The sequence below is a fragment of the Victivallis vadensis genome, assembly GCF_003096415.1.
GTDB lineage: Bacteria > Verrucomicrobiota > Lentisphaeria > Victivallales > Victivallaceae > Victivallis > Victivallis vadensis.
This window is the reverse complement of sequence record NZ_QEKH01000009.1, coordinates 47,668-70,375: the sequence shown is the minus strand read 5'-3', so window position 1 is coordinate 70,375 and position 22,708 is coordinate 47,668. Positions and strand designations below refer to the sequence as shown.

General features: G+C 59.6%; 14 protein-coding genes. 10 read left to right on the top strand and 4 right to left on the bottom strand.

Annotated features, from left to right (window positions below; all coding sequences use genetic code 11):
• Positions 1 to 3 precede the first annotated feature (3 nt).
• Both C8D82_RS06945 and C8D82_RS06940 read right to left on the bottom strand, forming a co-directional pair.
• Positions 4 to 768, bottom strand: a complete 765-nt coding sequence (locus C8D82_RS06945; RefSeq protein ID WP_116883550.1) for a type II secretion system protein — start codon at positions 766 to 768, stop codon at positions 4 to 6.
• A 9-nt stretch (positions 769 to 777) separates the two neighbouring features.
• Positions 778 to 1,920 carry an MBL fold metallo-hydrolase gene (locus tag C8D82_RS06940; RefSeq protein ID WP_165832892.1) on the bottom strand — a complete coding sequence of 381 codons (1,143 nt, stop codon included), beginning with the start codon at positions 1,918 to 1,920 and terminating at the stop codon, positions 778 to 780.
• Positions 1,921 to 2,196: 276 nt separating this feature from the next.
• Between C8D82_RS06940 and C8D82_RS06935 the strand changes: the two genes are divergently transcribed.
• From C8D82_RS06935 to C8D82_RS06890, 10 genes are all read left to right on the top strand, one after another.
• Positions 2,197 to 3,237, top strand: a complete 1,041-nt coding sequence (locus tag C8D82_RS06935) for a LacI family DNA-binding transcriptional regulator (protein ID WP_116883548.1) — start codon at positions 2,197 to 2,199, stop codon at positions 3,235 to 3,237.
• Between the two features lie 63 nt (positions 3,238 to 3,300).
• Positions 3,301 to 4,074 (top strand): prepilin-type N-terminal cleavage/methylation domain-containing protein, encoded by a 774-nt coding sequence (locus C8D82_RS06930; RefSeq protein WP_116883547.1) that lies wholly within the window; start codon positions 3,301 to 3,303, stop codon positions 4,072 to 4,074.
• A gap of 100 nt (positions 4,075 to 4,174) precedes the next feature.
• On the top strand, positions 4,175 to 7,360 hold the full coding sequence (locus C8D82_RS06925) for a WD40/YVTN/BNR-like repeat-containing protein (protein WP_116883546.1): 3,186 nt from the start codon (positions 4,175 to 4,177) through the stop codon (positions 7,358 to 7,360).
• Positions 7,361 to 7,397: 37 nt separating this feature from the next.
• Positions 7,398 to 9,461, top strand: coding sequence for an alpha-amylase family protein (locus tag C8D82_RS06920; protein ID WP_116883545.1), 2,064 nt, complete (start codon positions 7,398 to 7,400; stop codon positions 9,459 to 9,461).
• A 36-nt stretch (positions 9,462 to 9,497) separates the two neighbouring features.
• Entirely contained in the window at positions 9,498 to 10,049 is a 552-nt protein-coding gene (locus tag C8D82_RS06915; RefSeq protein ID WP_116883544.1) for a hypothetical protein, read from the top strand.
• A gap of 107 nt (positions 10,050 to 10,156) precedes the next feature.
• Positions 10,157 to 13,054 (top strand): glycoside hydrolase family 2 TIM barrel-domain containing protein, encoded by a 2,898-nt coding sequence (locus C8D82_RS06910; RefSeq protein WP_165832891.1) that lies wholly within the window; start codon positions 10,157 to 10,159, stop codon positions 13,052 to 13,054.
• Positions 13,055 to 13,369: 315 nt separating this feature from the next.
• Entirely contained in the window at positions 13,370 to 14,182 is an 813-nt protein-coding gene (locus tag C8D82_RS06905; RefSeq protein ID WP_419642716.1) for a type II secretion system protein, read from the top strand.
• A gap of 238 nt (positions 14,183 to 14,420) precedes the next feature.
• Entirely contained in the window at positions 14,421 to 15,476 is a 1,056-nt protein-coding gene (locus tag C8D82_RS06900) for a substrate-binding domain-containing protein (RefSeq protein ID WP_116883541.1), read from the top strand.
• A gap of 13 nt (positions 15,477 to 15,489) precedes the next feature.
• Positions 15,490 to 16,233, top strand: coding sequence for a DUF1559 family PulG-like putative transporter (locus C8D82_RS06895; protein ID WP_116883540.1), 744 nt, complete (start codon positions 15,490 to 15,492; stop codon positions 16,231 to 16,233).
• A 22-nt stretch (positions 16,234 to 16,255) separates the two neighbouring features.
• Positions 16,256 to 18,598, top strand: coding sequence for a right-handed parallel beta-helix repeat-containing protein (locus C8D82_RS06890; protein ID WP_165832890.1), 2,343 nt, complete (start codon positions 16,256 to 16,258; stop codon positions 18,596 to 18,598).
• A gap of 745 nt (positions 18,599 to 19,343) precedes the next feature.
• Here the strand turns inward: C8D82_RS06890 and C8D82_RS06885 are convergent.
• Positions 19,344 to 20,234 carry a glycoside hydrolase family protein gene (locus C8D82_RS06885; RefSeq protein WP_116883538.1) on the bottom strand — a complete coding sequence of 297 codons (891 nt, stop codon included), beginning with the start codon at positions 20,232 to 20,234 and terminating at the stop codon, positions 19,344 to 19,346.
• A 13-nt stretch (positions 20,235 to 20,247) separates the two neighbouring features.
• Positions 20,248 to 22,707: a hypothetical protein gene (locus C8D82_RS06880; RefSeq protein ID WP_116883537.1), complete on the bottom strand. Its 2,460-nt coding sequence runs from the start codon at positions 22,705 to 22,707 to the stop codon at positions 20,248 to 20,250.
• Position 22,708 lies beyond the last annotated feature (1 nt).

Here is a 22,708-nt window from a genome sequence, read left to right as displayed (position 1 = left end):
TGTTTATTTCGCCAATTCAAGCGGACTTACCGAAACGTACCAGTAGCCGCGAATCGAAAAGGGGATCGCATATTTCTGTTCGGGATCGATCAGCGCCGTGGCCCGCGCCTGGTCGACGTGCCCGTCGTGGTAGACGTTGTTCACCGCCTCCTTGTGGCGCGGCTTGAACAGGGCGATCGTGGAAGTCGGACCGGTGTAGACACGATGGTTCAGCGCTGTCTCATACGGGCTGAGCATATAGCCGTACTGGGCGGGATCGGCTTCGGTTTTCGGCGCGGAATCGGAGAACATCACGATCCCCTTGCCGCCGCCGAGCCGGGCCGCGTCGGTGATATCGCTCATCTTGGCCGGCTGCCGCAGGTTGCTCTTTTCGGTGGAGGGGCCGAGGCCGTAGGCGAAGTAATTCAGCCCGTAGCTGACCGAACGGTTGCCGGTCAGTTTTTCATCCACCCAGTCCTCCGGCCCGCTCTCCTTTTCCGACGGGCAGAAGTAGAGTGCTTTCGAGGGGGCGTAGGCGTAGAGGGCGTGCGTCCAGTCCACCACGTCGCCGGCGGAACTGTCGTTCAACCGCGCCGGGCACGCCCAGCCGTCGTTGTCGCGGGAGTAGAGGGTCATCGCCTGATGCAGCTGGCGCAGCTGGGTCTTGCAGATGGTGTCACGCGCCTTTTCCCGCGCCATGCCGAGCGACGGCAGCAGGATTCCGGCCAGGACCGCAATGATTGCGATCACGACGAGCAGCTCGATAAGGGTGAAATGATTGCTTCTCATGATGTTTCCTTACTTGTTGGGATAGATGATGCTTTCGCCGCAGTCGATCACGCTGACCGGCGTGGGCAGCCCGGCTTCGGCGATGCGTTTGTAGACGGTCACCCACGGATCGCGCCCCCGGACCTTGTGCTTGAGTTCGTGTTCGTGCCCGATGATCGCGAGCTTCGGTTTGCCTGCCGCGAGATAGGGGGCGAAGCCCGACCAGCTGTTGGCCAGCATCACGTCCGGCGTGACCTGCGCTTTTTCTAGCAGTTCGTAGGGCTGCATGCTCTGGTTGTCGCCGTTGTGGGTCACGGTCACGCCGTCGGCGGTCACCGCGTAGACGCAGCAGGGGACTTCCTGATTCGGGATGTTCTGGTAGCCGGGGAAGGCGCGGACGGCCAGCCCGTCCACCTCCACGGTTTTGCCGAAGCGGCCGTAAAGGTTGCGCAGATGGGGATCGCCGTTGAGTTCGGCGACGGTGTCGTCGGTCGGGCGCACCACCGTCTTTCCGGCCCGGACCATCTCCCGCGCCAGATCGGCGCCGACGTGGTCGAGGTGGTTGTGCGAAATGAACATCACGTCGAGAATTTTCACCAGTTTCGCGAGCTGGTCCGGCGTGAAGCGGCGCGTGACCGTGTCGCCGGAACGCACGTCGTGACACCATGCGTGGTTCGGGGTTTTCACGATGAAGCCCATATTGTACACCTTCCAGATCCGGGCGCCGGACTTCACTCTGGCGGCGAGGATTTCGTCGAGCATCGCGTCGCAGACGGGCTGGTAGACCGAATTGACCGTTTCGCGCCAGGCTTTGCCGAAACCGGCGGGAACCGCCGGATCGGTATCCTCGACCCGCAGCGGATAATCGAGGATCAGCTGGGCCGCCCGGCGCGCCTCGTCATTTCCGGTCTGCGGCGGATTTTCCCGGAATGCGGTCCGGGCGAAACGGATGGTTTCGCCGATCCAGCGGTTCGGATCGGGGGCTTCCTCCTCCTGTTTCAGGATGGCCCGCGCGGCCCGGGCGGCATTGCCCTGCGGCCATTTCGCGGCGAAGGCGCGCAGTTCCGCGAGGGCGTCTTGCCGCAGCACTTCGACCGGTTCGGCCTTTCCGGCGGCGGCGAGCAGCGCGGCGCCGAGCAGCAGCAGGAAAGAGAAGATTCTGATGATTTTCATTGTCGAAAACTCCATGATCGTATGACTGACTTTTCCCGGAATTTTCTCCGGTTCCGGTGTTATGGCAGATAAGATATCCCCGCTGTGTTCAGGTTCGGTTAGCGGAAAATGAGAATGGGATTGATTCGCGCCGATGCCGGAAAACCGGAAAAAATTCCGTTTTATTTTCGTTTCGCTCTTGACAAAACGCCGAAGATGATACATAATTAAAGAGAAGTTAAGCGATTAACAAGACTTATGAAAGTATAGTTACAGAAATTCAGGTTAAACGTTGACATGAGCTGCATCACACTGAAACAGGTGGCCGAACTGACCGGGAAAAGCGAAGCGACGGTGTCGCTGGTGCTGAATTCCAAACAGTTCCACCGGGTTTCCCCGAAAACCCGCCGCGAGATCGAGGCGGTGGCCGAACGGCTCGGATACACGCCGAATTTGCAGGCGCAGGCGCTGGTGCGCGGCAAGACCCGTTCCATCGCGATCACCGCGGTCGGCATGACGCCGTTCTACAACGAATACATCCGGCGGCTGACCCATCTCTTTGAAAAGCAGAATTACAATGTGTTCGCTTTTGAAACCATGCTCAACCCGGAGCGGGAAAAACAGGTGGTCAACTGGGTTTCGCAGGGGCTGTTCGACGGCTGCATCTGCCTCGAATACAACTACTCCAACCGGAGCTTCTACGACACGCTGGTCAAAAACGGCATGCCGCACGTGTTCCGGGGCTGGAACGCGCTGGAGTTCTACCCGGAGCACATGATCCGGGTGGATTACCGCAGCGCGATTTCCGAACTTTTCGCCCACCTCGAAACGCAGGGCTATCGGCGGCTGTCGGTGATCATCGACGGCAGCAGCTACTTTGTGGAGGAGGACTCTTTTTCGGTCCGCAAGTCGCTCTATTATGAACTGATCCACAACCGGCAGCTGACCATCGACCCTGAAGCGTGGATCACGGTGCCGATCGATGTGGAAAACCATCTCCATTACAGTTACGAAAAGACCCGCGAGATGCTCGCGCGCTGCCCGGACGTGGATGTATTGATCGTGCAGAGCGCCGCCGACATCCCGGCGGTCTACAAGGCGGCGGCGGAAGCGGGGCGCCGGATCGGCGCCGACCTCGCGGTCGCCACGTTCGACCGGATTCCGATGCTCGATTACATGGCTCCGCCGGTGACCTATATTCACGAGCCCTGCGAGGCGATCGCCGACCTCGTCGCGGCGGAGATGCTCGCCCAGCTGGGAGTGACTGAGATGAATTTCTCCTCCCGGAAGGTCGAAGCCGTTCTTTCCGTGAACGACTCCACGCTGAAAGCGATGTAATCTTTTTACCAATATAGAAAGTTTTTCCATATTTCAATTCTCAGCATGTAAAGGAACAGAAAAATGAAAAAAACGCGTGTGACATTAACTAAACTCCCGGATAAGAGGGAATGGGTTATGAGCTTTACTCTTATAGAGTTGCTTATTGTGATCGCGATTATCGCGATCCTTGCGGCGATGTTGCTGCCTGCCCTGAATAAGGCGCGGGCGAAAGCACATGATATCTCCTGCCTTAATAACTTCAAACAGATCGGCAACTTCGTCAGTTTTTATTGTGACGATTACAATGATATTTTTTTCAAACATAATGGTAACCTCAATAACAGTGGGCAGACCAAATGGGCTGATGTACTTATGGCATATTACATGCCGAATGTATATGCTGCTGCTGGCGGCACCAAGGATCATTGTTATTATATCGATTCTAAGGGGCGGCCTTATCCGGTTTTTGCATGTTCATCGCAACAAGCAAGTGAAACTGCAGCAAGAGGTATGGCATGCCATTACGGCTTCAATCTGAACCTAAACCGGGCTAAGCGGTCGAAAATCAAAAATCCCGCCTACCGAGCGGTAGTCTTTGATATTGATAAGCGCAAGGGAACAAGCTGGGTAGATCCCGAAGCAAACCGCGGAATCTATCTTTATGAAGGTGATGGCATAGGAAAAATGCGCCATGGCAGCAATCAGGCTACGAACTTTCTCTTCATTGACGGACACGCAGCCGCTTGGAAGCAGAGTGCCGTACCTGTTGGCAACGAAGACCCGAATAAAGATCCATCCAGTCTTTTCTGGAGACAGGACAATAAAAGTGCAAGTGAGTTGAAAGCTCTGCCGTAAATTGTACTGTCAAATCTGAGAGTTCTCTATGAGATTGAAATTGTTATTGCTTTGTTCATTCAGTCTTGTCGGTAGTCTGTTTGCTGCCGGTACGGATGGTGTGCAGTATGAACAGATTTGTCCCGGCGGCGGCGGACGTTTTATGTACCCGGCGTTCAGTTCCGCCGATCCGAACGTGTTTTTCTGTTCTTCCGATATGGGACCGTGCTATCGCAGTGGAAATCGCGGGTATCTCTGGCATACTTACCCGTCGGCGGAATTACAGGTCTCCGGCACCGGAATCAACGGACGCAGTTCGTGGACACCTGATCCACACCATTCCGGTACTGTCTGGGTGGGGGCGGCTCGGGGGGTGATGCGTTCGACTGACAACGGCCGCCGTTTTGAACCGGTCGACGGACCATGGCAGCCGAAGCCGGGTGCAGTGCATCCGGGAGCGGTCCAGATCGCCTTCGATCCCCATTGCCCGGATCGGCTTGCAGCGGTGTTCGACCGGTTTCGACATAAACGCGAGGTCCGCGTCTGCATCACTGATGACGGCGGGAAAAGCTGGAACGTTTCCGAGCCGCTGCCCATGCCGGCGGGCACCTGGAACCGCAGCGGCGTGCGTTCCGTGATCTTTGATCCGCGTGAAGACGGTACTTTGCTGGTTTTCGGTTCTGAAACGATTCTTCGCAGCCGCGATCGAGGCGAAAATTGGGAGAAGCTGGGGCGGGGACTGCCGGAAAAGGACGGCAAGCTCAGCCTCTGCGACGCCACCGGCGGCGGAGACGGCAAACGGTTCACGCTTTACGCGACCTCGAAGCTGTTTCCGAAGAACGGTGACTCCGTGACTCCCGGCGTTTACCGCAGCGACGACGGCGGAGAAAACTGGATGCCGGTCGGCGGCAGCGGGCTGCCGCACCGGGTTATCAAGGGCATGCCGCCCGAATATGAGTGGATTCAGACCTCCAATGCCGATCCGCAACGGGTCTATGTGACGCTTCGGGGGCGTTTCAACTTCATCGAAGGCTACGATTCGCCGGAACATGGCAATGTGTTCGGCAGCAACGATGGCGGCAAAAGCTGGAAACCACTCCTGTTCACCAACACGCATCAGAAAAGTTATAACGTCCGCAACGCAGTCTGGACCTCCGACCTCTGGGGGTGGGGGGGAGGTCCGACCGGGCTGGCCGTCGACCCCGCCGATCCCGACCGGGTGCTCACGGTGGTCAACGGCCTGTACCTGACTGAAAACGGCGGCAGAAGTTGGCGGGCGCTGCATGCCATGCCGGTGGAAGCCACCGGACAGCGCGGCGGGGGGATGCCCGTGATGTCCAGCTGGTCCTACAACTTTGATCCGCATGTGAAAGGACGCCATTTCCTGTCGATGACCGATTACTGCGGTTTCGTCAGCGAAACGGCGGGACGCACCTGGCGCAATGTGCTTGATGCGGCGGCAATACAGAAACAGCGGCCGGGCTATCCGTGGTTGAGCAATATCTATAATGTCGCCTTCGATCCACGCGTACCGGGGCGGATTTACGCGGCGACGTCGGCGATGCATGACATCCCGTTTTACACCTATCGCGAACGGATGCACGAGGCAGGCGGCGGCGTGGTGCGTTCCGACGACGGCGGCAAAACCTGGCAGGTTGCCGCCGCCGACCGGAGTTTGCCGAACGCCGCCATGACCGATATCCTGATTGTGCCCGGCAGTCACGGGAGGCCGGATACGCTGTTTGCCGCCGCACTCGGCAAAGGAATCTACGCCAGCACGAATGGCGGCAAAAACTGGCAGCCCCGCAACGGCGGCATCGCGCCGGACAATCTTTCGATCCTGAAACTCCGGCATGTCAACGGCAGGCTTTATGCGCTTGCCACGGTGAATATGCGCGAACGCGGCAAACCGCGCGGCGGCGCGCTGTATGTCAGCGACGACTTCGGCCGAAGCTGGCGGACGCTCTTCCGGCGCGATGATGCTCCGTATCCGGTCAACCTCGCGGTCGATTCCCGCGACGGGCAGCGGCTGGCGGTCTGTGTTTTCAGCATGGATTGGCAGGGGAAGGAAGGCGGACTCTATCTTTCGGAGGACGGGGGCCAAAACTGGCGCAAGGCGCTTGCCGACAGTGTCTGGGCGCTGACCTATTCGCCGAATCGCCCGGGACGCCTTTACGCATCGATTCTCGGAGACGGGCTGAAAATCAGCGACGACGGCGGGAAGAGCTGGCGGCGTGAGGAAGCGTTTCCCTATTGGCGACCGACCGGAGTGTTCTTTGACCCGGCCAACCCGGATGTCTTTTATGTGACCAGCTTCGGAGGCGGCGTCTACAAAGGATATGAGTCGCGGATCGGTCGCGCTGAACCGGAAACGGCGGCGGATAACGCTTATCCCGCGGTGACGCTGCGTAACGGAGCGCTGGAGGCCGTCCTTTACACGCCGGATGCCGAACGCGGTTTTTATCGCGGCTGCCGGTTCGATCATTCGGGAATGGTTGCGCAGGTCAGAACCCGGTATCACCGATATTTCGGCAATTTCCGGGTGCCGCACGATCCGGAAGGAGACGACGCGGGCAGCGGCCCGGCAGAAGAATTCAGCCCGGAAACGCCTCCGGGTTATGCCGATGCGGAGGTCGGCGACACATTTCTCAAAATCGGTGTCGGTCATCTGGTGAAGATCAACGACCGTTTCTACTGGTCGCGCCGGAAGTTCCCGGTCGCTGAAGCCGGTTGCTGGCGGACAAAGCAAAACGGCGACCGCGAAATTCATTTCTTCCACCGGCTGCCTCCAATGCGCGGTTACGGTTATGAATACGGAAAAACCGTTACGCTCGATTTCTCCAGGCCTGTGATGACCGTCAGCCATAAGTTGTGCAACACCGGAGAAAAAACGATTGAAACCGCAGTTTACGGTCACAATTTCATCTTTGCCGACAATCGCCCAGTCGGGCCGGAGTATCAGGTGGAGTTCATATTCGATCCGGTTTTCTCCGGCAGCGGCGACCTGCGCGGCGCGGCAAAACTGGAAGAGAGGAGACTGCTGCTCACTTCCCGGCTTCCGCGCGACGACTTCAACCCGTTGTACACGCAGCTTGCGGGATTTGAAAAACTCGGGGCGGCGGCAAATGACTTTACCGTGACCAACCGGGCGACCGGTGCTTCGGTGCGTCTTACCGGTGATACGCCGTTGCATTCTCTGGCGGTTTACGGGCAGGACCGGGCACTCTGTGTCGAACCCTTTACCGCGATCCGCCTGCGTCCCGGCGAGACGGTGCGCTGGCAAACCCGTTGGGAATTTGGACTTTGAATAGCATCCATCATATCTAATACAGGAGGAAAATATTATGAAAACATTTCGGAAATTTCTGCTTGTTCCGTCCCTGCTGCTTGCGGGGCTTACCGTTTCCGGTGATACGCCGGAAACGGGTACGCCGCTGCCTCCGGCACAGATCCGCAGCAGCAAGGGCGGCAGCGCCTTCTATCGGGACGGAGCACTTCACTTGAGAATCGATGATCCCTATGCCGATCCTGCTGTTTCACTGCTACCGCCGAAGGAACAAAAGTTCTTTGACCTGTCGCATGGCCGCAATTTTGCGGTGGATGTGACCAATCTCTCTAAAAAACGGCAGGGACGTTTTTTGATCTTCCTGAAAACGCCCGATCGCAATAAAAAAACCGGTACTTTCAGCGCGGGCATCTCACTGAATCCCGGAGAAACCCGGACGTTGCGCTTTGCGTTACCGCACCGCTGGCTCTATCAGGGACCGGCCGGACTGCCCGGTGTGCGGACGATCGACACTTCCAGAATCACTTCGATCGACTTTGCGTTGCACGGTTGGTTTGAACCGGAGTTGCCGGGATTGACCGATTGCCTGCTGTCGAACATGCGGCTGGAGGGAGAACTTACGCCTTCCCCGAAGGCTTCGCGCGCCTATATCCAGAACTATTTTCCTTTTATTGACCGTTACGGGCAGTTCGTTCACGCCGACTGGCCTGAAAAGATTCATTCCGATGTAGACCTGAAAACTGCTTTTGAAAAAGAGAAAGCCGAACTTGCCGCCTCACCGCGTCCTGCCGAATGGAACGAATACGGCGGTTGGAAAAACGGTCCGCAACTGAAAGCGACCGGTAGTTTTCGTACTGAAAAGTACAACGGTAAATGGTATCTGGTTGATCCCAGCGGTCGGCTTTTCTTTTCGCACGGCATCGACGTACTCTGGAAGTACACCGACCCGGTGAAGGTTCCCGGTCATGAACACTGGTTCGCTGCCGATGTCAGGGGCAGACAGCTCTGGCAGGCCACCGATGATGTGTTGAAGATCAAATACGGCAAGGAGGATTATTCCGACGAGTTCTACCGGACGCTTGCCAAACGTCTTGAGCATTGGGGAATCAACACCATCGGCGACTGGGGGGCGGACGATCTGGCGGTGATGGGAAAGATGCCCTATACATTTCAGCTTACGGACTTTGACCGTTCCATGCCATCACTCGGCCACAAATTCTATGATGTCTACGATCCGACTTACCGGAAAAAGATGAAGGACCTGGTCAAAACCGCTTCCGAGCGTTCGCCGGCCGTGCGCAAGTCGCTGAACGACCCGATGTGCATCGGCTACTGGATCGACAATGAACTGTTTTTCGGCAACCGTCAGGGTTTCCCGTTCGCGGGACATGTGATGAGCGCGCCTGCGACCAAGGCTGCCAAGCGGGAATTTGTTTCCGACATGAAAAGGAAATACGGTTCGATCGACAGCCTCAACCGGGCATGGAACGCCTCCTATACCAGTTTTGACGCGCTGTTGGCTTCACAACTGGTGCCTGCTTGCGAAGGATTCCGGAAAGACATGGAGGCGTTCTTTGCCAGAACCGTCGAGGAGTATTTCCGCATCTGCCGTGATGCGGTCAAAAGTGTTGCGCCGCACCGGCTCTACCTCGGTTGCCGCTTCCTCGGCGATGACGCGACGCTGCCGGTGATGGCAAACGCCTGCGCCAAATATGCCGACGTGCTTTCCGCTAACATCTATCGTCATACGCCGGGTAATTTCCGGATCGAGGGCATGCCGGATATCCCCGTGCTGATCGGAGAATTTCATTTCAGTACCAGCCTGCCGGGACGCGGCGTCTTTACGCCGGATATTGTCGCGGGAGCCGATGAACACGAACGTGCCACCACCTATCTGCGCTATCTGCAGGGAGCACTGGTTCATCCGAATATCGTCGGTACCCACTGGTTCCAGCTGCGTGATCAGCCTCTGACCGGGCGCTTCGACGGCGAAGGTTACCAGATCGGTTTTCTGGACATCGCCGACACGCCTTATCGCGAAATGACTGAAACCGCCCGTGACATCGGTGAAAATATGTATCAGTACCGTCTGAACGGCAAATATTGCAATGAAATGAAGTAAGCGGCGGCGTCGCTGAATAACGAAAGGATTGATCCGATGAAGAAAGCTTTTCTTTTTCTGGCTGCACTGACCGCCTGTATCGCAGGCGCCGCCGAACTCGAACTGGTCAAAGCTTTTTACGGTTCTAAAGACCGAACCGCCGATGTGACTGAAGCTGTCCGTAAAAACGCGATCGTCATTCCCGGCGTATTGCTGGCAATGCCGGTCGACAATAACCTGCTTGGAGGCGACCCCGCGCCACGCGCCTATAAACAGTTGATCGTCATTTGCCGTGAAAGCGGCAAAGAGAAAAAAGCCGTCACCGGTGAGAAGCAGACCTGCATTGTTCTCGCGGAAGATTTTCGGCCGACGGAAGCGTTCCGGATGATCGGTGCCTACTACGGTTTTGCAGATCAATGGAATAATGTCACGGAAAAACTCCGTACCGCTCCCGTGGATGTTCAGGTGGACAACTTCAACTTCGGCCCCGATCCCGCGCCGAGCAAGCCGAAAAGCCTGATTGTGATCTACTGTTGGAAAAATAAAGTCAGACTGCTGCGTCTCGCCGAACGGGAAATCTTTTTTCGGGACTTCTATCGGAAAAAATAACTGATATGCCTCCCATTACCTGCCGGTGTCCCGCTTGAAAAAGAGGCGGGGCACCGGCATATTATATGAACGACATGAACTTTCAATTCAATTCCGGAATATCTCACATGCTCCCGCTGCTCTCTCTGCTTGAAGACCCGACGATGGTCGGAATGTACAAACTGCCGCCGCGCAGCACCGCGTGGCCGACCCGGCAGCTCGAAGTCGCTCCCGGACAACTGCTGTTCGACCTCGACGACTGCCGCCTCAAGCTGAATGGCTTCTGGAAATTCCGCTGGACGCCGACCCTGCCGGAGGACGGCGACGGTTTCGCCGCGGCGGAGTTCGACGATTCCGGCTGGGACGAAATCGTGCTGCCCGCCAATTTCGAGTGCGCCGGATACGGCACGCCGATTTACTCCAATTATACCTATCCGTTCCACTGCGACCCGCCGCATGTGATGGGCGAGCCGCCCGCCGACTGGACCACGTTTGTCGAACGCAATCCGACCGGCCGCTGCCGCCGCCGTTTCACTCTTCCGGCGGAGTGGGGCGGCAAGCGTCTGGTGCTTTACTTCGGCGCGGTGCAGAGCGCGTTCCGGGTCTGGGTGAACGGCGGATTCGCCGGTTACAGCGAAAATTCGATGAGTCCGGCCGAATTCGACGTGACCGGTTTCGTCCGGCCCGGTGAAAACCTGATCGCGGTCGAAGTGTACAAGTATTGCAGCGGCAGCTATCTGGAGGATCAGGATTTCTGGCGACTTTCCGGCATTTTCCGCGATGTGACGCTTTATGCGACCGAGCGGGAGTATCTGGCCGATGTGCGGCTGGCGGCTTCCGCCGCCGCGAAAACCGTCCGGGCCGAAATCGTGTACGGCGGCGATACCGCCGGGCTGACGGTCGAGCTGCGCGTGCGCACTCCGCGCGACGGCGACTTCGCCGTGACGGTTCCGGCGGATGAAATCCCGGAGGTCGCGCTGCCCGCCGTCGAGCTGTGGAGCGCCGAGCTGCCGGTGCTCTATCCGGTCCGGGTGATCCTGAAGCGCGGCGAAACGGTTCTCGACGTGCGCCACTACCGCACCGGTTTCACCACCTTTGAAATCCGTGACCGGCAGTTCCTGTTCAACGGCAAACCGCTCCGCTTCCACGGCGTGAACCGCCATGAGCACGATCCCCGGCGGGGCAGGGCGCTCACGCTCGACGGGATGAAGACTGACATCCGCATGATCAAGGAGGCCAATTTCGACGCGGTCCGTTCCAGCCACTATCCGAACGATCCGCGCTGGTACGAACTGTGCGACCTGTACGGCCTCTATGTTCTGGACGAGGCGAATATCGAAAGCCACGGCCTCTCCTATCACGCCTGCGTGCTGCCCGGCGACGATCCCGCGTGGTTCCCGTCGGTGTTCGACCGCATCGAACGGCTGGTCAAGGTCAACCGCAACCACGTTTCGGTCACGCTCTGGTCGCTCGGCAACGAAGCAGGCTACGGCGACGCGTTCACCGAGGGCGCGAAGCTGCTGCGCTCGCTCGACCCGCGCCCGATCCAGTATGCGGATATGAACGCGGTCGCGGACTTCGACAGCCAGACCTACCCGCCGCCCGCGTGGCTGGAGGAGTACGCCGGGGGGAACGCCGAGCGCAAGGGCGAGCACGGGGAAATTCCCCACCTGCGCCAGCATGGCGCGGGGCCGAGCAGCAAGCCTTTCATCATGAACGAATACGCCCACGCGATGGGCAACAGCACCGGCAATTTCCCGGAATACTGGGAGACGATCGAAAAGCATCCGTGCCTCGCCGGCGGCTTCCTGTGGGAGTGGTGCGAACACGGCCTGATTCCGGCCGGAGCCGAACCCGGCTTCTTCGCCTACGGCGGCGACTTCGGGGATGTGCCGAACAACGGCAACTTCTGCTGCGACGGGCTGGTTCGTGCCGATCGCATCCCGAATCCGGGATTGGCGGAGGTCCGGCAGGTCCAGCAGCCGGTCCGGGGAACATTCGACCGGGCGGCGAACCGGCTTTCGCTGACCAGCAGATTTCTGTTCCGCTCCATCCGGGGCGCGGAACTGCTGTGGGTTCTGCTGCGGAACGGGGGAGCCGCCGCGTCGGGCAGTCTCCGGGTCAGCCTTGCGCCGGGTGAAAGTTGCTCCTTTGACGCCCCCGCCCCGATTCCGGCGGATGGAGAGTGCTTCTGGCGGCTGACGCTGCTGGATTCCAATGCTCCCCATTGGCGCACCCCGGGGTTGCCGCTGGCGGAGCTGGAGCTTCCGGTCGGAGAACCGGAGAAGCGCGGCGTGCTGCCCGGAGCCAATCCGCTCTACCATGCTCCGTCCGGGGCCTTCCACGCCGCTTCCGCCCCGGAACTGCCGGGGCTTCTGGAGCCGCCGGCCATCGTCCTCGACCGTGCCGTGACCGACAACGACCGCGGCTGCGGATTCGACCGGCGTACCGCCGGGCGCAGGCCGGAGGATTGCGCCGTCCGGCTCGACTGGGAAGCCGGAGCCGCCGGAGCTTTCCGCGCCCGGCTCTCCTTTCTGGCGCAGCCGGACTGTCCCGAAATCGCCCGCTTCGGCCTGCGGTTCCGGTTCGGCTCCGGCAGCCTCGCGGAGGTGGAGTATTACGGGCGCGGCCCCGGGGAAAACTACTGCGACCGCAGGAGCGCCGCTTTTGTCGGCCGCTACGCCGCCGCGCCGGAGTCGCTGGCGACAGCGTACACCCGGCCGCAGGAGAACGGCCGGCGCGGCGACGTGCGCGAACTGGCGATCCGTTTCGCCGACGGGCGCAGGCTCACCGTTGTTTCGCCGGAGCTTTTCGGCTTTACGCTGCGCCCCTATTCTTCCGCGGCGTTGGAAACGGCGGCGCATGCGGCGGAACTTCTGCCGGACGGAACGTTTGAGCTGATCCTCGACTACGCCCAGCGCGGCGTCGGCGGCGATGACAGTTGGGGATGCGATGTGCACACCGAATACCGGCTGCTCTGCTCCGAACTCTCAGCGGTATTCGACTTTCAACTGATCCCTGAATAAATGAAAACGCCCTGATTGGCGCGGGGCGCCGTTTATTTGCCCGCTGACGCAGCTGATCCTGAAAGCATCGGCCGCGTCAGCGGGCTTCGCTTTATACCAGCCTGAAGAGTATCGGAACATTTCGTTGCGGTTCGGGGGCCATCATCGTCGGGAAGCCGTTTTATAAGAAATTGCGGAAAAATCGCATTGTTTCATCTTGAGGGGCTTGACATCCGTTTTTGAATATAACATAATATATTTTGTAGTATAGAATACAAAAGGCCGGGCGGAATCAGACCGGACAGGCGGGGATAATCCATCAACTTAGGAGGAAACATGCGTAACATGACAGAGAGCAGTGAGTTGCAATGTGGGGGCCTTGCCGCCCGGCGTATCGGTATATCCGGTATCTTGAGGAATAATTTCACTTTGATCGAATTGCTGGTTGTTATTGTCATCATCGCGATCCTTGCCGGCATTCTGCTTCCGGCGCTGAATCAGGCCAGAGAGAAGTCACGCCAGAGCAGTTGTCTGAGCAATTTCAAACAGTTGGGGCTGGCGCTTGCCGGTTACGAATCGGATTATGATTTTCTTCCATTCGGGGATCATGACGTCGGCTCTTTGCAGACCATCCGTACTGCGACCTATTACAGCGGGGATTCGGAAACGACCGAAGAATACTACTGGGAGAAATATACCGGGTCGATTTATTACTATCTGAACAATTATCTCTCCGCCAGAAAAGTCGCCGTCTGTCCGTCTTCGGCCAATTGGGCCGACGATAAATGGTTCATGGGCGAAGCCGCCAAACGGAATGTCACCTATCGCTGGTTTTCTCTTGCCAGTTCCTATGATCTGATCAATACTCCCGCCGGCCGCATACCGGTTCCGACGCGAATGAGCAGGCCGCTGCAGATATTCAGCATGGCGCTGTTCAATCAGACTTACTATGGAACGGATTCGCCGCAGAATCTTTCGCCATCCGAAGTCTGGCTGATGGGGGAGTCGTATTTCAAGTTTCCGGACAGCAAACTCGGTCCCCACGGCGAGGAACGCGGCAATATGGTGTATGCGGACGGCCATGCCGCGTCGGCGTATCCGGTTGACACCGGTTTCTATCAGAAATTTCCCGAACCTCCCGAACCATAGAGTTTATTCAGGAATATTTGATTTCGCTTTCAGGCATGGACAAAACCGGGGCCGTGCCTGAAAGCGAAATCGTATATATTGGAGAAGATAAAGGGCGTCTTACGCTGCTTCGCCATCGGAAATAAGCCGCTTCCTGAGAAAATTGCGGAAAAATTGTATCGTTTTGTCCTTTGGGGCTTGACATTTCGTTGTGAATACATCATAATATATTGTGTAATACAAAATACAAAAGGTATTCATGATGGCAGACCGCAATCAGATTCTGATGGAAATCAGGGGGGAAGTCGAGAATTCCGCCCCGAATACAAAGCTGGCGACGATCCGTTGCCTGATGCAGCGCTTTTCGACCAGCCAGCGCACGGTGGAGGGGGTGCTGAACGAGCTCGGGGAATCCGGGATGGTGATACGCCGTCCCGGTTCCGGCTGGTTCGTCGCGCCTTCCGCGAATGACGGGCTGCCCCGGATCCGGATGGTGCTTCCGAACTGGGCCAGTGAAAACTACCAGCAGCTGGAGCGGAGCTTCCTGAGGCGCGCCGAAATGGAAGGCGGCTTCACGTTCCGCAGTACAATGCAGGCGGTAACGCCCGATTTTTACCGGCAGGTGCAGGCGGACGGCTGTGATGCGCTGGTGCTGGTGACTCCGGGCAGCCGGCTCTCCTCTTCGGATATCATGCTGATCGCATCGCTGCCGGTGCCGGTGGTGGTGCTGCACTGTGAACTTGGCGGCATCGGCATTTCGGCGGTATCGGACAATCCGGCCTCCGGCGGCATGATGGCCGCTTCCTGCCTGATCCGGCACGGCCACCGCGAGCTGGCGCTGCTGGTTACGGAGCCGCCGAGCGACAGCTTCGATATGCGTTGCCGCGGGTTCCGCGAATTCGCGGAGCTTTCCGGGGCCCGCGTCCGGGTGATCGAAACCGGTATCCATATCGGCGAATCCTATCGCGGCATCTGCTATCAGGCGCTGGAACGTCATCTGAAAGAACATGGCCGGGACTTCACCGGACTTTTCCTCGGCAGTTCGTCTGCCGCGCTGGAGGTGTACAAGTTCTTCAGCGATCACAAGATCGCGATTCCGGCGGATGTCAGCGTGATCGGCCACGACCGGCTGGCCAGCAATGAATTTCTGTCACCGCCGCTGGCCTGTATCGGAACGGACCCGGAAGAGATCGCCGACGCGGTGATCTCCGGACTGTTTCGGGTTTTCTCCGGAGAGTGTGCGTATTTTCATACGCGCGCCGTTTCCCATTTGCTCGAACGTCAATCCGTATGCAGCTTGAACTCTCAACCTTAATCAGAGGCATAATATGAAAAAGAATTTCACCCTTATTGAGTTGTTGGTCGTGATTGCGATCATCGCGATTCTGGCCGCGATGCTGATGCCGGCGCTGAACAAAGCCCGGGAGATGGCGCGGAAGTCCAAATGCTCCGGGAATCTCAAGCAGATCACAATGGCTCATCTGCTGTACGCCGACGACTTCAACGGCTACGTGGTGCTGCAGACCAACCACGATCCGAGTTCCGCCTCGACCGGAGGTACGATCACCCATGCGGTGGCGCTGCAGAACGGCGGCTACCTCCCTTATCACAGCAAAATCTGGCGGTGTCCCTCCAATGAAGGCGGGGCGCGGGTCAAGAACCTGAACGCCTCCTACGGCATGTACGGCATCCGCTGGGACAACAACTATTCGAACCGCCGCGACGAATTTGTGAACTGGGCAGGGGATTGCGCGGTGAACAAGCACTCCGCTTTCGTACTCTACGTCACTCATCGGATGAAGAGTCCGACCCGCTTCCCGATGCTGGCCGATTCGGTGACCATGCGCGACGGCAACGTCGAGACAAATGTGCCGTGGAAAGGGCTGCCGTACTACTATTGGAGCATCTCGAAGTTGGGCGACGAGAATGCGCTTCACACCATCCACTCCGGTTCCACGAATCTGTCGTGGTTCGACGGCAGCGTCCGCTCCTGCACCATGGGGGAACTCAAGAATGAACAGATCAAGGTGCGGCAGGTGTTCAACCAGGCGAATGCTCTGGTGACGCTGTAGTCTTATTATGGGGAGAACGACGATGAAACAGATGATGATTTACAGTGCTCTGGCCGTGGCGGCGGCGCTGCCGGCGGCGACTCCGGCGGTATTCGATTTTGAACAGGGATTGGGCAAGGAGCGGTTCGATCGCCGGTATGCCGGGATTGAAACGGCCGCGCCGCTCTCCGGTTCCCGTTCGCTGGCGGTCGATACCAGAACGAGCGATTCGGAGTGGAACGGGGTGTGGAGCCTGCCCAAAGGCGTGCTGAAGCCGGGCCGCAGTTATAAGATCAGCCTGACGGCGAAGGTGACGGACAAGGCGAACGACCGGGCTTCACTGCTGTTCCTGATCCGCCCGCTGTCGGCTAACCACGAGCTCAGTGACGCGGGGATGCTGACGCCGCAGACGGTCGGCAAGGAGGAGAAGATCACTTTCCGGCTGAATGTGCCGGAGAAGCCGGATGACTATTCGCTTCAGGTTCACACTCATTTCGGCGTGCGCGCGCTGGTGGACGATATCACCGTGACACCGATCGAATTGAAGGAAATTCCGGCGCCGCGGCAGGCGAAAGCCGTACCGCTTCCGGCCGTGCTGCCGACCGGTTCGGAGGAATTCACGGTGGACCGTCCGAAAAAGGAGAGTCGCAAGGAGTTCAACGCGAAGGAATTCGGCGTATCCACCGCGTCAAAAGACAATACCGCCGCTCTGCAGCGGGCGATCGACACGGTCCGCCGCCAGGCTCCCGCCCGGTTGTTTCTGGAACCCGGCGTCTACCGTTTTGAGGGGGAAAAACCGCTGATCTTCAATGCGCTGACCGACTTCGAGCTGGATGGACAGGGGGCGGAGCTGCGTTTCCACCGCACCGGCGGCGACCGGCAGCTGATCGCGGTCTCGAATTCCACCCGGCTGGAGCTGAAGAACTTCACGGTTGACTGGGACTGGGAGCGCGACCCGCTGGCCAGCGTGGTCACGGTCGATTCGGTTGCGCCGGACCGCAGGAGCATCCGGCTGCGTTTCGTCGATTATGAGAAATTTCCGAACACCGATCTGCGCGTCGCCGACCTGAGCCGGATCGATCCGGCCAACCGGCAGGCCGATCCGGTGCGCCCGGTGCGGATCACGCTCGAAATGAACAAGGGGCAGAACCGGCCGGAGGCCCGTTTCCTGGAGCCGAATCTGGTGGAGCTGACCTCCCGTCCCGGCATGTTCAAGAGCGCGATGCCCGGCGAAACCTTTCTGATGCGTCACTACGGCTATGATTTCGGCGCGTTTTTCCTGCGCAACAACCAGCACCTGACGCTGGAAAACGTGACGGTCGCCTCCGCGCCCGGCATGGGGGTGATCACCAGCGGCCGCCAGCACCACTGGCAGCTGCTGAACTGCCGGATCGCGCCGCCCGCCGGGTCGAAGCGCCCCTGCAGCACCACCGCCGATGCGATGCACACGATTTCGTCGGCCGGTTTCTTCCGGCTGGAGAACTGCGAGCTGGCCTACAGCTGTGACGACACCATGAACTTCCACGATCTGAACGGCTACGCGGTGAAGCTGGATGAGAACCGGATCATGACCACCAATCTGAACAGCCATCCGGGAGATTATTTCCGGGTCGGGGACCCGATCGAACTCTGCAACGACGATTTTTCGCCGACCGGCTTCACCGGCAAGATCACCGCGATCAAATTCCGCAACCGCCGCGAGGGCGAAATCACCTTCGACAAACCGGTGCCGGAGCCGGCGGGCGGCGGTTTCGTGCTGTTCAACCGCAGCTACGGTTCGAGAAACCTGATCTTCCGCAACAACCATATCCACCACTTTCCGCGCGGGCTGCTGCTGATGGCGGAGAACGTGACGATTGAGAACAACCGCTTTGAAGAGGGCAACGCCGCCGGGATCAAGCTCGAAACCGGTTACACCTTCGACGTGTGGAGCGAGGGGTACGGGGTGCGCAACGTGGTGATCCGCAACAACCGTTTCACCGGCGTGAACCGCCGGGGCCGCTATGTCAGCGAAAACCGCCCCGACATCTACATCAACAGCTATCTGCGCAGCGATCCGTCACTGCTGAAAAGCCCCTATCCGGTGATTCGCGATATCTGGATCACCGGCAATGAGTTCCGCGAATCGACCGGCTCGCCGGTGTTTGTCAGCACCGCCGACAATGTGACCATCAGCGGCAACCGGTTCGTGAACCATGAGACGGTACCGGTGAAGGAGGAGAAGCGCGGGCTGATCGGAGCGGGAAATTCCGGCACGGTGCGGGTGTTGAACAATGTGTGGGAATCATCGCTGCCCGGCCTGAAAAGCGGCGTGCTGTACGACCCGGATTCGGTAACGAAGCTCGAAGAGGGCGGCAACGTCGTCCGTTCCGCCGCCGGGAAGTAATCCTGTTTTACACCTTCCTGAACCGGGATTTCGCTCCTTGGGAGCGACCAAGGCACCCTTGGAACCCGACCGGCAAGGTGCCGGCGCCGGGTACGAGATCTGGGAAAACCGTTCCGGTTTTCCCTCCGGGTGGGGGAGCCCTGATGGAGACAGGCATGGAGCGTACAGGAGCGGCACACCGCTCCGGTCGGCAACCGCGTCGGCTTTTTTGCCGACGCCGGGCACTCCCTGCGCCTGCTGCCGCCGGAGGTCACGCGCGGAGCCTCCAGATGCTGACCAAATAATAGACAGATACCCTGATGGAGGCTGATAAGAGTTTATCTGCCGATATACGCAAAGCGAGGTCAGGCAACAATGCAATCGTCATATCACAGGCAAGCATATCTTTGAATGCGAGCCTTACTGGACCTTGCCTGTATTATAGAAACAAGTAGAGTTCAGCCTCCATGAGAGTAACTTCACATCAGATAGTCAGCATCTGGAGGTTCTGCGCGTGACCTCCGGCGGCAGCAGGCGCAGGGAGTGCCTAAAGCCCGCAAAAAAGCGGGCTTTGCGCCGACCGGAGCGGTGTGCCGCTCCTGTACAACCATGTCAGTCTCTACCGGAGCCTCCCCTTACTGGAGGGAAAGGCGATACGCCTTTCCCGGATCTAAGTACCTGGCGCCGGCACCTTGCCGGTCGGGTTCCAAGGGCGAAGCGCCTTGGTCGCTCCAGAGGAGCGAAATCCCGGATATTGCTGAAGCGTTCAGCGGATGTACTCCCAGTGCGTCAGGTCGTCGCTCCATGCGAAGCCGATGCCGGCGTACTGGTCGAACACGGTCCGCTCGTCCTTCGGGCCGGTGCCGTGGAAAAAGAGCAGCGCCTTGCCGACCGCCGGCTCCCGGCGCAGGTCGAGCACCGCTCCGGCGGTCAGCCGCCCCTGCGCCCACGGCCAATCCCGCTGGCCGAGCGTGATCAGCGTTTCATCGCGCTCCCAGTGGATCAGGTCGGAACTGCGCATCAGGCCGATGCCGTTCGGCGGCGAGTGCCAGAGCCAGTACTCGCTGCCGACCACTTCGACGCAGACGTTTTCGCCGCAGTCGGTATGTCCGGCATACTCCCAGTGTTCGAGATCGCGTGAGCTTGAGAGCGACACGCCGTTCTGTTTGTAGAAGCACCAGTACTTGCCCGGTTCGTCCTTGTCCTCAAGCAGATAGGGGTCGATCATGCGCCCCATCTCCTCGCGGGGAACCGCATCGCCCTTGACCCGCAGCAGCTCCGGCGCGTCCCAGTGGACGAGGTCGTCGGAGCGCAGCAGCCAGAGGCGGCAGTTCGCGTTGCCGTACTTTTCGCCGTTTTCGCGGCAGTAGCTCTGGCAGCAGAGGCAGAAGCGGCCGCCGAAGCGGATCACGTTGCCGGGGCTGGAGAGGTTCAGCGTCCGGTCGCGCGGCGAGAGTTTGCGCACCGGGGTGAAACGGATCAGGTCGGTGCTGGTTGTCATCGCCAGATAGAGGTAGACCGTCCCGTCCGGTTCGGTTTCCACCAGCGTGAAATAGAGATAAAAGACCCCGGCATGGAAGTACGCCGCCGGATCGCGGTAGGCGGTGTGCGCGTCGCCGCGCAGCAGGAGCGGTGAGGTGAAAGCGGTGAAATCCATGCCGGTTCTCCCGTCAGTTCCGATAGAGAATCCGCACGTTGCGGACCCAGTAGGTGATATCGTCAACGAGGGAGTTCAGCCCCAGCCGCAGCTGCCGGATGCGGTCGGGGTCGAGCGAATCCGGGAACTGCACGATCCGCTCCTCCCACTGCGCGGTCGGCGCGACCACGTTGAGGTTGATCGATTCGCCGTGCTCCTTTTCCTTGCCCAACACCGTCATCAGCAGCATCTGCTTGACCTGCTTGGGGGCGGAAACCTTGACTTCAAACGCGATGCCGAGGGCATCCTTCAGCGATTCCTGCGGAAGCTGGAGCATGTACTCCGGGTAGACCCAGCGGTCGACGTTCGGCGGGAAGAGCGTGTGGAACTTCAGCCCCTGCGCTTCCGGGTCGTAGGTGATCGTCTGCCTGCCGGAACTGTTATGGCGGAAATTGACCGGGTCGCTCATTCCGACCAGATCGACCTTGCGGCTGCCGTCGAGCAGCTTGCCGACCACCCGCACCGGCGCGACCAATTCCGAGGCCGGTTTGCCGTCGAAGGTGCCGCCGACCCGGAGCGCGCCCCGGAACTCCTTGTCCAGTTCAGGGGTGAAAGTGAGGTTCAGTTCGGTCTTGCCGAAAGGCGGCACCGTGACTTCGGCGGGGACGCCGCCGAATCTGCCGCCGGAGAGCGCGAGCGTACCGCGTTTGGCCCGGTCGGAGAGGTTGAATATCTGGAGTTTGAAAGCCGCATCGTCCTTTTTGACGTCGACGCTGCTCTTGCCGCCGGAGAGCACGAAATCTTTGGAAAGTTCCGTGCGGAACACGATGGAGCGGTCGTATCCGCTTTCCGCCGTGCCGGGCCTGGAGAGGCGGCGGAAGGGCACAGTCGGCTTCAGGCCGGAGAGTCCGGTCAGGATCGCGGGCAGCCGCGTGGCGGTCAGCTCCAGCGTATTTCCGGAGGTTTTCACCTCAAACGGAGTGCCGAAAAGTTCGATGCCGCGATAGCTTCCCGGGGCGGCGGCGAGCCGGAAGGGGCGTTCGAGCAGGTCGTCGAATTTGCGGTCGGGCCGGTTGCTCTCGGTTTCCAGCGGGGAGACGCTCCAGTAGACCAGACTCTGCGAACCGTCCGGGCGGCGGTACAGGAAGCCGGAGACGCCGTCGGCCAGCGCCACGGTGCCGAGGTATTCCGCGTCGCCGAGCTGGCTGGACAGGGTGGAAAAGGCCACATAGCCCGGCTTGACCGTGAAATCGCGCCGCATCAGTCCCCAGTCCTTGTTGCCGTCGCGCTCGCTGTAGGGAGGCAGCACGAAAAAGAAGTCGCGGTCGACGCCGAGCGACTGCATGTGGATCATGATCTTGGGGAGCAGCTCCGCGACGAGCAGCTCCTGTTCGGGGGAATGGGCCTTGAGTCCGGCGATATAACTCGGAATCCGGCCGGAGCCTTCGGAGTCGGTGCCGTTTTCGGTGAACCAGACCGGCCGGTCCGCGATGTCGTGCCGCTTCAGGTAATTGCGGATATCCTCCATGATCTGCGCATAGTTGCTGATCGGGCGGTAGGCGTGGATGTTGAAGATGTCGAAGTAATCCTTCGCGCCGTTCGCCATCACCACGTCGGCGTACTCCGCGATCGGGGTCATCGCATAGCCGCCGATCGCGACCGGCAGCGCGGGATCGGCAGCCTTGAAGCCGAGATAGGCGGCTTTCAGCGCGGAGGCATAATCCCAGGCGGATTCCGGCGCGAAGCCGATGTCCTGCTCATTCCAGAACTCCCAGTCGGTCATCTGTCCTTTGAAGGTCTCCGCGGCCTTGCGGGCGAACCGGTAGACGGCGACCAGATCGCCGGGCAGGTGGGTGGTGTTGGTCTTCGCCCAGCGCGGGGCGTTGTGGTACATGCCGGAGATGCCGACGCCGCGTCTGGAGAGCAGGTCGGCGTTGAGCTTGTACTGTTTCCAGTCGAACTTGCCCGGGACGGCTTCGCACTCCGCCCAGCTCATGCGCTCGCGCACGACGTCGATTCCGCCCCGGCGGATCACTTCGGAGACCAGCTCGTAGGCGTCCCCCGGATGGCGCACGTTGGCCGAATCCGGGCGCGCCAGCCAGCTTTGCGCCGAATCCATCGCGAAGAAAGTGTCGGGATTGCGGCGGCGGGTTGCCGGGTCCGGCACGACCGCGAAGCTGCGGAAGCCGTCGAAAGCCGCCTCCGGCGATTCGACCGTCAGAATGTAGTAGCCGTCCGGCAGTGCGGCAAGGGTCAGCTCCGCCTTGCCCGCGCCGGGCCAGTCGCCGGAACGCAGTTCACGGTTCCGCCAGTCGCGAAGCGTCCACTTGAGCGGGGAGGCCGCATAGGGCTTCAGCGAGAAGCGCAGCGGTTCGCCCTGCGTGAACACGCTGCCGGGGGCGTGGGCCGCGACTGCGTCGGCGGTGTCGAACGGCGCGGCGGAAACGGTCGCCGCAAGGAACAGGCTGCAGAGGAGGAGGCGGAAATAGTTCATG